This is a genomic window from Exiguobacterium sibiricum 7-3, assembly GCF_000620865.1.
In the GTDB taxonomy this organism is placed as follows: domain Bacteria; phylum Bacillota; class Bacilli; order Exiguobacteriales; family Exiguobacteriaceae; genus Exiguobacterium_A; species Exiguobacterium_A sibiricum_A.
This window is the reverse complement of record NZ_KK211190.1, coordinates 20,629-34,310: the sequence shown is the minus strand read 5'-3', so window position 1 is coordinate 34,310 and position 13,682 is coordinate 20,629. Positions and strand designations below refer to the sequence as shown.

Below are 13,682 nucleotides of genomic sequence, written 5' to 3'. Positions count from 1 at the left end.
TTTACACAAGTATACCCCCATCACGTGGCGAGTTAGCCAAATGTGGGGGTCTTTTGAGCATATTCAGTAATTTCCCATAATCAGAGCTTCAAAAGCGGTGTCGGAATGACCGGATCGGTGTCGAGTAACTGAATCTTGCTGAGGTCGACGTCGCGGCTCGCAAGCGTCTGGGAGACACTCATCCGGGCCAGCTCCTTCATGTTGTTGTCCTTACTCAGGTGGGCCATGTGGATCCGTTTCGTCCGGTCATCGAGCACTTCGCTCATCGCAATCGCCGCATCTTCGTTCGAGACGTGTCCGTAATCGCCGAGAATCCGCCGTTTGACGCTCCACGGGTAATGCCCCATCTGGAGCATCCCGATATCGTGATTCGCTTCAAAAATATAGGCATCGGCGCCGCGGATGACACCTTTCATCCGGTCCGAGACGTAGCCGGTATCCGTAATATGGGCGAGCCGTTTTCCGTCGTGGGCGAACTGGAAGAACATCGGGTCGGCCGCGTCATGACTGACGTTAAACGATTCGACCTCGATATCACCGAACTGTTTGACCTCCCCGACTTCCCAGAGGAACTTCAGTGCGGGGTCAATCTTGCCAATCTTCGCTTCCATCGCTGCCCACGTTTTTTCGTTCGCATAAAGCGGGATGTTGTACTTCCGGGCCATGATGCCGACACCTTTAATATGATCCGAATGTTCATGGGTGACGAACAAGCCATCGATTTTTTCCGGTGACCGGTGAATCTGGTCGAACAGGGCGAGCATCGCTTTGCCGGTCAGACCGGCATCGACGAGCAGGCGGGTCTGTTCACTTTCGATATAGAGGGCATTCCCCGTCGAGCCACTGGCAAGGACGCTGTAGTGTAGGCTCATCGTGCATTCCTCATTTCTCTGAAACGGTATCAAGCCGTTCGATGGTCTGGACTCCGCCGTCAATCGCATTGACGAAATACAGTTCTTCTCCGTTCAGTTCAATCTGCCACGTCGGCGGTAAAATCTGCACCGATTTCGTTCCTTCCGTCACAAGACAGAAGTAGCCGAGCTTTTGACTCGTCATTCGTTTTGAGGCCGGGAACAAGCCCTGCTCCGACAGTTGAATGACGGACTCACTCGCCGATAATAACGTGACATCCTGTGCCTGACGGACGACTTTGTTTAAGTGGCGTTGTTTGTAGCTGACGACTTCCTTCTGCTCGTTCAACTGGAGCACAAGTAACGACGGACCAATCATCGCGTCATCCTCCCGCGACTGTTGCGGTGTCGAGTATAACGGTTGTTCCTTATACGTCTGAACAAAGGTCATCTCATTGTGTTTGCTGTCATACTTCCAAAACGTGTAGTCTGTGCCATATGCAGCCGACGACTGGACAAACGATGTCGCCGAATCACGCATTGCTTTTGCTTCGAGCGGGAACGGTTTCGTCAGACGAACCGACCACTCGATTTGATTTTTGACAGACGTGACGGCATCTTGAATCGGGGATCCTGATTTTGGAATCAATGAACTCGTATCAACTTCCGCCGTCAAATAACCAATTTCTTTCGAGACGGTCTGCAGTTTCTTTTCATCAATTTTTCGTTCTTTCAAAACAGTTTTCCCGTCCGCATTCGTCGTGACGATTCGGGGATCAATCATTCGGTCCATCAGCTGAACGGCAAGATAGGCGTTCAGGATCAGGAACGTCAAAATCAGTAACGTTTTTGCTTTACTCCAATCCATGAAACATTATCCCTCTTTTCCGATAGCTTGATCAACCGTGGTCCATTTTCCGTTTTGTTTGACGAACCAATTTGGCTTAAACAAGGCATAACGACTCGTTTCAATTTCGTACGTCATCTCATATCCCATCCGGATACCGGAAATCTCATCCAACATGTCGGCGGATTGAAGCTGTTTTTCAATCTGATCGATGGATGGCAATGTCGTTTCCCGGAGCAACAACTTCCGCTCCGCCCGAATCATACTGCGACTAAGCGAACGGATCTGATTTTCTTCGAACGTTACTTTGATGGTCGCGAGATCGAAGTCCGGTTGTTCAAGTAACGGTCCTGTTTCACCAAAAATCGGATATCGGTTCAAATATAATCGGAATGTCGCCGCCTGTTCTTCTTCTGCTTTCGACATCTGATCAAAGTAATAGCGGAAGCCACTGCGTTGTGTCACAGGATCGAGCCATCCGCCGTGGATGTTGATGTAACTGACGATTGTACTGTAATCGACGGACGAGGTTTGGGTGTTCGGAGACAATGTATTAAAACGGAACGCATTATAATCCCGGTCGTAGGTCGAAACACTGACACCGTCCGTCAAAACGTCCAGGTCATCCCGGCTCTTGATTTGCTGCACGTTCGAGTTTTCCGTAAAGAATGCGCTCTCGATCCGGCTGAGCGGCTTCGGATCCTGCGAAACATCATCGTAGACGAATACTTCTTCCAGTTTCGTCGCGCCGCTTGGGACATACGTGTAGTCACCGCCCTTGAGCTCGACTTTCGTCATCGGTTTTTTCTTATCATAGGCGAATAGACGTTTTAAGACCGTCTCATCCCCGATTAATTTAAAGTCCTTAAATCGTCCCGTCGTCGACTCCAGTCGAAGAATCGGTCCTTCATAATCGAGCAGATAGAGCCGTTTGATCGGCTCCGACATCGCAATTTGTTTTTCCCCGAGCAACTCCTCGAGCATCTTTGAACTGATCGGCGTCGGGAAAATCATCTCGACACTCCGTTTGCTGACCGGAATATTCGACGCCTTATCGGTCAAAACCAGGACACCGACATCAAACGAGGCGCCGATCCGGTTCAGGATCGTCCGACCGATGATTTGGGTCTGGTAGGCACTTTCGCCGTTCGAATAGATGACAAGCTCCGGATTGATCAGCTGATTTCCTTCGACCGTCTTTGAGGCATCGATTTCATTAAACGATACCTGTTCCTGTTCAATCGACTCGCTGCTCGGATGATACGTCCATAACATGGCGGTCTGGACAATCGAAGCACTGACCAAAAGAATCAAAGCGATGGATTTCAGTCGCTGTTTCGTCATCCGATATCCACCTCTTCGATCACCTCATATGGAAGTGTAAAGTAAATCGTTGTCCCGCGTCCCCATTCGCTTTCTGCCCAAATGTCACCACCGTGTGCCGAAACGACGTCTTTAGCAATCGAAAGACCCAGTCCGGTTCCACCAATCTTCCGTGCCCGTGCTTTATCGACCCGGTAGAAACGTTCAAAGATTTTCTGCAGGTTCGCTTTTGGAATCCCGACCCCTTCGTCTTTGATGCTGATGACGATTCGTTTCGCCCGTAACATCGTCCGGACGGTAATCGTACCGCCTTCCGGTGAATACTTGATCGCGTTCGTTAAAATATTATCCGCGACCTGGATCAACTTATCCTGATCCCCGCGGAGGTAGACTTTCCGTTTCATGATTTTCCGGCGGAACTGAATCCGTTCCGGTTTCGTCATATCATGACGGTCGAGAATATCATTTAAGAATTGAATGTAATCAAACCGGACTTTGTTCATCTTGTATTCCTTACTGTCCATTTTCGACAGTTGCAACAGATCGGTGACGAGGCGGATCATCCGCTCCGTTTCGTTTTGTGTCGTCTCCAGGAACCGTGGCGCCAGTTCTTCATCCTGGTAGGCACCTTCCGCCAAGGCTTCAAGGTAACTCCGCATCGTCGTCAGCGGTGTCCGGAGTTCATGACTGACGTTCGCGACAAACTCACGGCGGTCCTGCTCGACTTGTTCCTGCTCCGTGACGTCATGCAGGACGATAATCATCCCGGTAATCGGTCCACTGTGCTTTTTGACCGGTGAGAAGAAGGCCCGGACAAGGAACAGTTCATCCTCGCTGCTGAAATCGAGCAGACGGGGCGGCATCGTCCCGTCTTCCGGAATCATAAAGTCGTCTCCGAGAGCGAGTAAATCCTTTAAGTTCGTCCCGACGATACCGGATTCATCGACACCAACGATATCCTTCGCTTGATCGTTCATCAGGATGACACGTAATGTCCGGTCCGTCGCAATCACACCATCCGTCATATTTTCGAGGACACTCGTCAACTTCCGCCTTTCGGCTTCCGTCGTCGCATTCGCTTCGAGTAATTCATCAGTCAGTTCGTTAAAGGAACGTGCCAACTGACCAATTTCGTCATCGGAATAGACCTTAACCTTCCGCGAGAAGTTCCCGCGTCGCATCTCGATCGCCTGGCGCCGCATATCCGAAATCGGCCGGGTGATCGTCCGCGATAACAGGACACCGAGAATCGAGGTGATGACAAGTGCAATCACTGTCCCCGTTGCTAAGATCCTTGTGACTTGCTGCATTTGCGAATAAATTGACTCCATCGACGCCCGGACGTAAATCATCCCGGTCGTCGCCCCTGTCCGTTCGGACGTGACGGGGACTGCAAAAATCCGAATCTTGTCTTCCGTCGTCGGATCGAGGACGGTATCGACACGAGAGGAACTCGTGGCCTGTGCTTTTTTAATCAATGAATTCGTCGCCCGTTGTCCGACCGCCGACTGATTGTCTTCGTCAGACGTCGCTTGAATGATCGAGTCCTGATCAATGATTTGTACTTCGAGAATATCGTTCCTTGACGTCGAGCCACTACTAAACTCAGACAGCAGTTGTCCAAGAGATTCAGACAACTGCCGTTTGGAGGCCTCATCATCGCCTGTCTTATCGAATTCCTTCCCGACATTGTACGCGACAAGTCCGGCCCGGTCTTCAACAGATTTTGAGAAGTTCGTAATGTACTGTTTTTCAAGGGAACGAACGAAGTAAACCCCAATGACTTGCATCGCGACTAAGATCAACAACGCATAAATGACGACAAGTTTCCACTGGATCGATTTGAAAAAGTTCGTTCCTTTTAACATCGTTATTCATTCTCCCCGTCTTGGAGATAGTAGCCGACACCGCGGCGGGTCATGATATAGATCGGTGTACTCGGATTATCCTCGACTTTTTCACGCAGACGGCGTACCGTTACGTCAACTGTCCGGACATCACCGAAGTAGTCATATCCCCACACCGTTTGAAGCAGGTGTTCACGAGTCATGACTTGCCCGATGTTTTTCGCCAGGTAATGCAACAGTTCAAACTCACGTTGTGTCAGTTCGATTTTTTGATCTTGTCGTGTGACGGTATGAGAATTCGTATCGATATACAGTTCTCCCACTTTCAATGGACCCGGTCCTGCATTTGCCGGTGTCGCTTCGACCGTATTGACGTTACGTAAGTGTGCCTTCACCCGTGCTAATAGTTCGCGCGAGCTGAATGGTTTCGTGACGTAATCATTTGCACCAAGCTCAAGGCCAAGGACCGTATCGATTTCAGAATCCTTTGCTGTCAGCATGATGATCGGGACTTTTGATGTTTTTCGGACTTCCCGGCAAACTTCCATTCCATCCATCAATGGCAACATGATATCGAGCAGGATGAGATCGGGTTTAAACTCTTCGACTTTCTCGAGTGCTTCCACTCCATCATTTGCTACGGCGACACTATAACCTTCTTTTTCTAATTTAAATTTTAATATATCGGCAATCGGTTGCTCGTCATCGACGACGAGGATTTTACGTTCCGTCACTGGGTGTTCCCCCTTAAAAATTTCTATTCAATCTATTTTACCTGTTTTTCAGGCATATAGAAAGGTGGCGACGGAAACTCCCGACGCCACTCTGTTGACTTCATCATACGCTCACGTCATGCGTTCCACGTGAAACATTACCTTTAGTATACGCTCGTTCACTTCATTTTGTGAATGATTTCGCTTAATCAGAGAAGAAAAAAGGCAGCCCCAGATCTCAAATCTGGAACTGCTGCTTTTCAACCATTAAGCTTCTTCGTACAGATCACGAAGGACGACCGTTTGTTCACGACCCGGTCCTACCGAGAATGTCACGAGTGAGATATTCGTCAAATCTGCAATCCGTTTAACGTAGTTCTGCGCATTGATCGGCAGATCTTCAAACTTACGGATGTGCGTGATATCCTCTTTCCAGCCCGGTAACTCTTCATAAACCGGGACACATGCTTCGAGATCACGGAAACTCGCCGGATACTCATCAATCTGTTTGCCGTTAAACTCATACGACGTACAGATTTTAAGCGTCTCGATTCCTGTCAGGACATCGATTGAGTTCAATGCAAGATCTGTCAAACCGCTTGTCCGGCGTGAGTGACGGACGACGACTGAATCGAACCAGCCGACACGGCGTGGACGGCCTGTCGTTGTTCCGTATTCACGACCGACTTCACGGATTTGATGACCGATTTCGTCAAACAGTTCTGTCGGGAACGGACCATCACCGACACGTGACGTGTACGCTTTACAGACACCAACGACGTGATCGATCCGTGCTGGACCGACACCAACACCTGAAGCGACACCGCCGGCTGATGCGTTCGATGACGTGACGAACGGATACGTCCCGTGGTCAAGGTCGAGTAAGACACCTTGTGCCCCTTCGAAGAGTACTTTTTCGCCCTTATCGAGGCTGTCGTTGACGACGACCGATGTATCGCAGACATACTTCGCGAACTCTTGACCGTACGCGTAGTATTCTTCGAAGATATCGTCGAAAGCGATCGCTTCCGCATCATACATCTTCGTGAACATCCGGTTTTTTTGCTCAAGAACGATTTTTAATTTTTCAGCGAATGTTTCTTTGTCGAGTAAATCAGCCATCCGGATTCCGATTCGTGCTGCTTTATCCATGTAGCACGGTCCGATTCCTTTAAGCGTCGTTCCGACCTTCGCGTCGCCCTTTTCTTCTTCTTCGAGTTGATCTTGCAACTGATGATACGGCAAGATGACATGCGCCCGATTGGAAATCAGTAAGTTATCCGTTGAAACACCACGATCGTGCAGATACTTCAATTCCTTGACGAGCGATTTCGGGTTGACGACAAGGCCGTTCCCGATGACACATTTCTTGTCTGAGTAAAAAATTCCAGATGGAATCAAGTGTAACTTATACGTCTCATTATTAAATACGATTGTATGTCCGGCATTGTCTCCACCTTGATAACGAGCAACGACATCGGCTTTTTTCGAAAGAAAATCGGTAATCTTTCCTTTTCCTTCGTCGCCCCATTGTGTTCCGACTACTACTACTGATGACATATTCTCATCCACCTCCACGTACGATTCAAAACCACGACTAAGTGTAACGCGGAAAAAAACAGAAGTCAACCAAATACCGAACAATTAAATGTTACAATTCTTTTTCGTTCGTTTAAAAGACGGTTTTAATTCATTTTTTTCCTTTCTCTTCAAGATATTCAAACATAACGATTAAAAAAACGCTTCTGTCTCGAAAGACGGAAGCGTTTTTAAGCCGTTTAGGCGGGTGGTGCATAGGAATTGTTCGGTTCGAGATCCACGAACTTATTGAATTCTTTCCGGAAAGCGAGTTTGACGGTACCGGTCGGACCATTCCGCTGTTTCGCGATAATGATCTCAATCGTGTTAGCATCTTCCGTTTCTTTGTTGTAGTAATCATCGCGGTACAAGAAAGCGACGATATCGGCATCCTGCTCGATCGCTCCTGATTCCCGGATATCGGACATCATCGGCCGTTTGTCCTGCCGACTCTCGACGCCCCGTGACAGCTGCGATAACGCAATGACGGGAACTTCGAGTTCACGGGCCAGTGACTTCAAGGACCGGGAGATCTCGGAGACCTCCTGTTGCCGGTTATCGCTGGAACGGCCGTTCCCTTGAATCAGTTGGAGATAATCAATCATGATCATCCCGAGACCGTGTTCCTGCTTCAGACGACGGCATTTCGCCCGGATGTCGTTGACACGAATACCCGGTGTATCGTCGATATAGATCCCGGCTTGGGACAAGCTGCTCATCGCGAGCGATAACTTACCCCAGTCCTCATCTTCGAGCTGTCCCGTCCGGAGACGCTGCGCGTCGACATTGCCTTCCGCACACAGCATCCGCATGACGAGCTGCTCCGCTCCCATCTCAAGACTGAAGATGGCGACATTCTCATCGGCACGGGTCGCGACGTTTTGTGAGATGTTCAAGGCGAAGGCCGTCTTCCCGACAGACGGACGGGCGGCAACGATGATTAAATCGTTGCGCTGGAATCCGGCCGTTACTTTGTCGAGATCCCGGAAACCGGTCGGAATACCGGTCGTCTCGCCGCTTTGTTTATGCAATTTATCGATCGTCGCATAAGCACTCGTCAAGACATCGGAAATCGGAATGAAGCTGGCACTGCCTTTTCCTTGTGATACTTCGAGAATCTTCCGCTCTGCTTCATTCAGCAGGACGTCGACCTCATTTTGCCGTTCGTAACCATCCGTGACGATTTCATTGGCGGTCCGGATCAATCGGCGTAATGTCGACTTTTGATCGACGACATTGACGTAATAGTTGATGTTGGCTGCGGTCGGAACACCTTCCGCCAGTTCACCGAGGTACGGTAATCCGCCGACTTCCTCGAGAATACCCAGCGTACTGAGTTCTGCCGTAACGGTCACGAGGTCGATTGCTTCTCCCCGATCCGACAACACAAGCATCGTTTCAAAAATGCGTTGGTGGGCCGCACGATAAAAATCTTGTGGCAATAATCGTTCGGACGCACTGATCAGTCGATCCGCATCGATCATGATCGCCCCAAGGACGGCTTGTTCCGCCTCAATGCTCTGGGGGGGCGTATTTTGCATTACATCACTCATCACCGGTCCCCTTTTCTACTCACGCTTCTTTAACCTGGACGTTTAACGTTGCTGTGACTTCATTGTGCAATTTCAATGGTACTTTCGTCACACCCAGTGTTTTGATCGGGTGCTCAAGTTCGATTTTACGTTTGTCGATCTTGTAACCCATCTGTTTCAACTCATCCGCGATTTGTTTGCTTGTAACGGATCCGAAGACACGACCGCCCTCACCTGTTTTTGTTGAGACGATGATCGTTTCTTTTTCAATCTTTTCTTTTAATGCTTGCGCATCTTGTAACGCTTGTTTTGCTTCTTCTGCCGCTTTACGCTCATGTGCCTCATGTTGCTTGAGGTTTCCGGTTGTTGCGGGACGTGCCAATTTCTTTTTGAACAACACGTTGTTTGCATATGCGTCAGCGACGTCCTTGACGTCTCCTGTTTTACCTTGGCCTTTTACATCTTGTAAGAAAATAACTTTCATTCTGTTTCCTCTCCTTTTGTTTCATCTTCTAAATAGTGGTCAATCGCTTTTCGTAATTCTGTTGCGACGGTCAGGACCGATTCGGTCATCTGTGTCGCAGCATTCGTTAAATGACCGCCGCCGCCAAGCGTCTCCATAATCAGCTGAACATTCACTTCACCAAGCGAACGGGCACTGATGGCCGTCCTGCCGTCCTGCAATTCCGCGATGACGAACGCCGCGCGGATTCCTTGGAGCGACAACAGCTGGTCCGCTGTTTGGGCGATCAGGACCTGATCATGGATGACACCGGGCTCGGCCGTCGCAATCGCCATCCCGGCGGTGTACACTTCCGTCCGCTCGAGGATATGCGATTGCTCGACGTACGTCTCAAGATCCTGACTGAGGAACTCTTGCACCAGGACCGTATCGGCGCCTTGCGAACGCAAGTACGAAGCGGCGTCAAAGGTCCGGGAACCGGTCCGTAACGTAAAGCCTTTCGTGTCGACGATAATTCCGGCAAGCAGTGCCGTTGCCTCAAGCATCGCCAGTTTCTGATTCGTCGGTTGATACTCGATCAGTTCCGTGACAAGTTCTGACGTCGATGACGCGTACGGTTCGAGATAAACGAGAACCGGTTCTTCAATAAAGTCTTCTCCCCGTCGATGGTGGTCGATGACGACTAGGCGTTCAAAACGCTCCAGCAATGCCGGTACGACGACCAGGGAAGGTTTATGGGTATCGACGATAATCAAGAGCGCCTGATCATCAATCAATTGATCCGCCTGGAACGCATTCACGAAACGGGTCTCAAGTTTCGGTTCCTGACTGATTTCATTCATCATCCGCCGGATTCCTTGTCCGATTTCGGCTTCCGGAAGAATGATATGGGCTTCTTTATCGTTCATCTCGGCGAGTTTTAAAATCCCGATCGAGGACCCCAGTGAATCCATATCCGGATTCCGGTGCCCCATGATGAGGACGCGACTCGACTCCTGCATCAAATCACGCAACGAGTTGGCAATGACGCGGGCCCGGACACGTGTCCGTTTTTCTGTCGGATTGGTTTTCCCACCATAAAAACGAACTTTCCCGTCCCGTTTGATGACGACCTGATCGCCGCCGCGGCCTAAGGCCAGATCGAGACTCGATTGGGCCATCAAACCAAGCGCCGGAATCGGATCACTGCCACATCCGATACCGATCGACAACGTAAGCTGGACGCCGCGTTGACTCGTTTCTTCCCGGACTGTATCAAGAATCGTAAATTTTGATCGTTCCAAAATCCGCAGATTCTCTTCCGTCGTCACGATAAAGTAACGGTCGGAAGCGGTCCGTTTGATGTAAGTGCCGTGATCTGCGGCCCAGTGATTCAGCAATTGGGTGACGCGGCTGTTCAACTCACTGCGAAGCTGATCTTCAATCCCTTGTGTCATCTCATCATAATTATCGAGATAAATGACACCGATGACCGTCTGATTATCGACCAGTTGCTGTTCGACCTGTGCTTCTTCTGTCATATCGAACAAGTAGAAGGTCCGGTTTTCGCTGTTCGAAAAGACACGATAAACCGATTCGCCGATTTCGAGTGTCGCTTGGTCCTCATCGACGCCAATCATTTCAACGAACAAAGGATCAAGATCCGTCAAGACGTGTCCCATGGCAATATCCTCAAAAATTTCACGCATCGGATCATTGAACCAGGTAACACGTGCGTCTTCATCATAAAGTAAAATTCCAATTGGCATGTTCGTCAAAGCATCTTGACCGGTATCTTCGACTTGAATCGATATACCGGCGACGTAGCTTTCCCACGACTTCCGACCACGTCGTTCCTCCAGAAGATGAAGGACAAACAGCCCCGTCGTCAAGACGGCTCCAACCGCTGCGATGATTGGGTGATCGACGGCAATGACAAAAAGTAGAGCCACGATTAATAGATACGGAACGAAGCGAAAAAAGCGTTGTTCTCGTTCAGGTGATACTTGCTGACCTAACCCCATCGCGTCCTCCTTGTATACTAAATATACTCGTATGAAAAATTCGGTAACTTGTATATTATAACCGAAAAGCAGGACCGGTTGAAAGCGAAGCGAAAAAAAGCGCCTTTCCTTCGAAAAGGAAAAGCGCTGGACCGTAATCAGTCAGCTACGTATGGAATTAAAGCCATTTGACGTGAACGTTTGATTGCGATTGTAAGTGGACGTTGGTATTTCGCTGAAGTACCAGTCACACGACGTGGAAGAATCTTACCGCGTTCCGAAATGAAACGTTTGAGAAGTTCTACGTCTTTATAATCGATATGAGTGATGTGGTTCGACGTGAAGTAACATACTTTACGACGACGTTTTCCACCTGGACGACGTGCCATGTGATTAACCTCCTTTTTAGAGTAAATTTTTCAGTCCGACGTTCCCATTAGAATGGAAGGTCGTCGTCTGAAAGATCGATCGAACTGCCGCCGCTGAACGGATCAGCGCCGAAGCCCGAATTCGATGAAGATGAAGCGGGTGCTGGCGAGGAAGAGTTGTTCTGCTGTTGCTGTGAACCCCATCCTGCAGCATTTCCGTTTCCACCTGTATTTGAATTCGAAGAGTAGCTATCACTATCGGAAGAACGGCTTGCATTGCGTGATTCTAGGAATCGAACACTATCCGCGACGACTTCTGCACGATAACGACGTTGACCATCTTTATCGTCATAGCTACTAATCTGAAGGCGACCCTCAACTCCTGCGAGGCTCCCTTTTTTCAAATACTGAGCAACGTTTTCTGCTTGCTTGCGCCAAACGACGCAATCGATGAAGTCAGCTTCTCGCTTCCCATCTTGTCCTGTAAACGGACGGTCACAAGCGAGTGTGAATCGCGTTACCGCAATCCCGCTCTGCGTATAACGCATTTCAGGGTCACGAGTTAACCGACCGACTAAAACGACGCGGTTAATCATCAGAATCACTCTCCTGTTTCAGCTTATTTCTCGTCTTTTGTGATCATTAAGCGAACGATATCGTCACTGATCTTCATGAGACGGTCAAGTTCTTTAGTAGCTGCTGGTTCAGCAGTCACGTTAAGAAGAACGTAGAAACCTTCACGCATATCATTGATTTCGTAAGCAAAACGACGTTTACCCATTTCAGTTGTTTTTTCAACTGTACCACCGTTGTCAGTGAGGACTTTGTTGAAACGCTCAACTAGAGCTTTTCGTGCTTCCTCATCAACTTCCGGACGGATGATGTAAAGTACTTCGTATTTACGCATATCTGTCACCTCCTCTTGGACTGGCGGCTCGATTCATCGAGCAAGGAGCAATAATTCATTACTCACATTTGTTAATACTATCAAAGTATTTTGGTTTATGCAATAACGATTCGTTCGCTTCTCTTAAACATTGAAGCGGAATGTGACGACATCGCCGTCTTGGAAGACATATTCTTTCCCTTCAGAACGGTAACGTCCTTGTTCTTTCACGGTCGCCATGTTTCCAGCTGCTGCTAAATCTTCGTAAGCAACAACTTCCGCACGAATGAAACCGCGTTCGAAGTCCGAGTGGATGACGCCCGCACATTGCGGCGCTTTCATGCCTTTTTTGAACGTCCAGGCACGAACTTCCTTTTCACCGGCTGTGAAGTACGTCGCAAGACCAAGCGTGTTATACGCTGCATGGATCAACTGGTCAAGACCTGACTCTTCGATTCCAAGGTCAACGAGGAACTCTTGACGTTCTTCCGGTTCAAGCTCAGCAATCTCTTCTTCGATCCGGGCACAGATGATGATGACTTCTGCGCCTTCTTTCGCCGCGAATTCACGAACCAAACGGACGTTTTCATTGCTGTCTGCGTCCGCGACTTCGTCTTCACCGACGTTTGCGACATAAAGCATCGGTTTCATCGTCAGCAATTGGAAATGCTTGACGATTGCTGCCTGATCTTCGTTTAACTCGGCAAGACGTGCTGGTTTTTCGTCTTCCAGTAATGCCAAGACGATTTCAAGTGCTTCGAGTTCGCCCGCTGCATTTTTATCGCGTGATTTCACTTGTTTTTGGACACGTTGGATCCGTTTTTCGACCAATTCGAGATCGGCAAGAATCAATTCAAGATTGATTGTTTCAATATCATCGATTGGTGAGACTTTTCCTGAAACGTGTGTGATGTTCTCATCGATGAAACAGCGGACTACCTGACAGATGGCATCGACTTCACGAATGTTGGCCAAGAATTTGTTACCGAGTCCTTCTCCTTTTGAAGCTCCCTTGACGATTCCGGCGATATCCGTGAATTCGAATGCGGTCGGGATCGTTTTCTTCGGATTAACGAGTTCTGTCAATTTACGAAGACGTGCATCCGGCACCTCGACGACACCGACGTTCGGGTCGATGGTTGCGAACGGGTAGTTCGCTGCCTCGACACCTGCTTGTGTAATTGCGTTAAAAAGTGTTGATTTTCCTACGTTTGGTAAGCCAACGATTCCGGCTGTTAATCCCACTTGGAATTCCTCCTTTTCGGTATTTCCTAGGAAATCCGTGCTAGCGG

The 13,682-nt window shown here is 49.0% G+C and carries 13 protein-coding genes; all 13 read right to left on the bottom strand.

Annotated features, from left to right (window positions below; all coding sequences use genetic code 11):
- Nucleotides 1-80: 80 nt before the first annotated feature.
- The 13 genes from P402_RS0101180 to ychF all read right to left on the bottom strand — a co-directional run bounded on the left by P402_RS0101180 (nt 81) and on the right by ychF (nt 13,635).
- Complete coding sequence (locus P402_RS0101180) at nt 81-872, bottom strand: MBL fold metallo-hydrolase (RefSeq protein WP_026827048.1); 792 nt, start codon at nt 870-872, stop codon at nt 81-83.
- A 10-nt stretch (nt 873-882) separates the two neighbouring features.
- Nucleotides 883-1,719, bottom strand: a complete 837-nt coding sequence (locus P402_RS0101175; protein ID WP_026827047.1) for a two-component system regulatory protein YycI — start codon at nt 1,717-1,719, stop codon at nt 883-885.
- A 6-nt stretch (nt 1,720-1,725) separates the two neighbouring features.
- Entirely contained in the window at nt 1,726-3,042 is a 1,317-nt protein-coding gene (locus P402_RS0101170) for a YycH family regulatory protein (RefSeq protein ID WP_026827046.1), read from the bottom strand.
- Nucleotides 3,039-4,889: a cell wall metabolism sensor histidine kinase WalK gene (gene walK, locus P402_RS0101165; protein ID WP_026827045.1), complete on the bottom strand. Its 1,851-nt coding sequence runs from the start codon at nt 4,887-4,889 to the stop codon at nt 3,039-3,041. Before walK ends, P402_RS0101170 begins: the two co-directional genes overlap by 4 nt.
- 2 nt (nt 4,890-4,891) lie before the next feature.
- Entirely contained in the window at nt 4,892-5,602 is a 711-nt protein-coding gene (gene yycF, locus P402_RS0101160; RefSeq protein WP_026827044.1) for a response regulator YycF, read from the bottom strand.
- 246 nt (nt 5,603-5,848) lie between these two features.
- Entirely contained in the window at nt 5,849-7,141 is a 1,293-nt protein-coding gene (locus P402_RS0101155) for an adenylosuccinate synthase (protein WP_026827043.1), read from the bottom strand.
- 218 nt (nt 7,142-7,359) lie between these two features.
- Nucleotides 7,360-8,712 (bottom strand): replicative DNA helicase, encoded by a 1,353-nt coding sequence (gene dnaB / locus P402_RS0101150; RefSeq protein ID WP_012371893.1) that lies wholly within the window; start codon nt 8,710-8,712, stop codon nt 7,360-7,362.
- 19 nt (nt 8,713-8,731) lie between these two features.
- The gene (gene rplI / locus P402_RS0101145; RefSeq protein WP_012371894.1) at nt 8,732-9,175 is read right to left on the bottom strand and encodes a 50S ribosomal protein L9; all 444 of its coding nucleotides are present in this window, start codon (nt 9,173-9,175) and stop codon (nt 8,732-8,734) included.
- A complete protein-coding gene (locus P402_RS0101140; protein WP_026827042.1) occupies nt 9,172-11,157 on the bottom strand; it encodes a DHH family phosphoesterase in 1,986 nt (661 codons plus the stop codon). Before P402_RS0101140 ends, rplI begins: the two co-directional genes overlap by 4 nt.
- Nucleotides 11,158-11,294: 137 nt before the next feature.
- The gene (gene rpsR, locus P402_RS0101135; protein WP_012371896.1) at nt 11,295-11,525 is read right to left on the bottom strand and encodes a 30S ribosomal protein S18; all 231 of its coding nucleotides are present in this window, start codon (nt 11,523-11,525) and stop codon (nt 11,295-11,297) included.
- A gap of 47 nt (nt 11,526-11,572) precedes the next feature.
- Entirely contained in the window at nt 11,573-12,100 is a 528-nt protein-coding gene (locus tag P402_RS0101130) for a single-stranded DNA-binding protein (protein ID WP_012371897.1), read from the bottom strand.
- Between the two features lie 23 nt (nt 12,101-12,123).
- Nucleotides 12,124-12,411 (bottom strand): 30S ribosomal protein S6, encoded by a 288-nt coding sequence (gene rpsF / locus P402_RS0101125; protein ID WP_012371898.1) that lies wholly within the window; start codon nt 12,409-12,411, stop codon nt 12,124-12,126.
- Between the two features lie 123 nt (nt 12,412-12,534).
- Complete coding sequence (ychF, locus tag P402_RS0101120) at nt 12,535-13,635, bottom strand: redox-regulated ATPase YchF (protein ID WP_026827041.1); 1,101 nt, start codon at nt 13,633-13,635, stop codon at nt 12,535-12,537.
- Between the last annotated feature and the right edge of the window lie 47 nt (nt 13,636-13,682).

Excerpts from the sequence above, each read along its gene's own strand:
- P402_RS0101180 (WP_026827048.1), bottom strand. The coding sequence starts at position 872 with ATGAGCCTACACTACAGCGTCCTTGCCAGTGGCTCGACGGGGAATGCC.
- P402_RS0101175 (WP_026827047.1), bottom strand. The coding sequence starts at position 1,719 with ATGGATTGGAGTAAAGCAAAAACGTTACTGATTTTGACGTTCCTGATC.
- P402_RS0101170 (WP_026827046.1), bottom strand. The coding sequence starts at position 3,042 with ATGACGAAACAGCGACTGAAATCCATCGCTTTGATTCTTTTGGTCAGT.
- walK (WP_026827045.1), bottom strand. The coding sequence starts at position 4,889 with ATGTTAAAAGGAACGAACTTTTTCAAATCGATCCAGTGGAAACTTGTC.
- P402_RS0101155 (WP_026827043.1), bottom strand. The coding sequence starts at position 7,141 with ATGTCATCAGTAGTAGTAGTCGGAACACAATGGGGCGACGAAGGAAAA.
- dnaB (WP_012371893.1), bottom strand. The coding sequence starts at position 8,712 with ATGAGTGATGTAATGCAAAATACGCCCCCCCAGAGCATTGAGGCGGAA.
- rplI (WP_012371894.1), bottom strand. The coding sequence starts at position 9,175 with ATGAAAGTTATTTTCTTACAAGATGTAAAAGGCCAAGGTAAAACAGGA.
- P402_RS0101140 (WP_026827042.1), bottom strand. The coding sequence starts at position 11,157 with ATGGGGTTAGGTCAGCAAGTATCACCTGAACGAGAACAACGCTTTTTT.
- rpsR (WP_012371896.1), bottom strand. The coding sequence starts at position 11,525 with ATGGCACGTCGTCCAGGTGGAAAACGTCGTCGTAAAGTATGTTACTTC.
- P402_RS0101130 (WP_012371897.1), bottom strand. The coding sequence starts at position 12,100 with ATGATTAACCGCGTCGTTTTAGTCGGTCGGTTAACTCGTGACCCTGAA.
- rpsF (WP_012371898.1), bottom strand. The coding sequence starts at position 12,411 with ATGCGTAAATACGAAGTACTTTACATCATCCGTCCGGAAGTTGATGAG.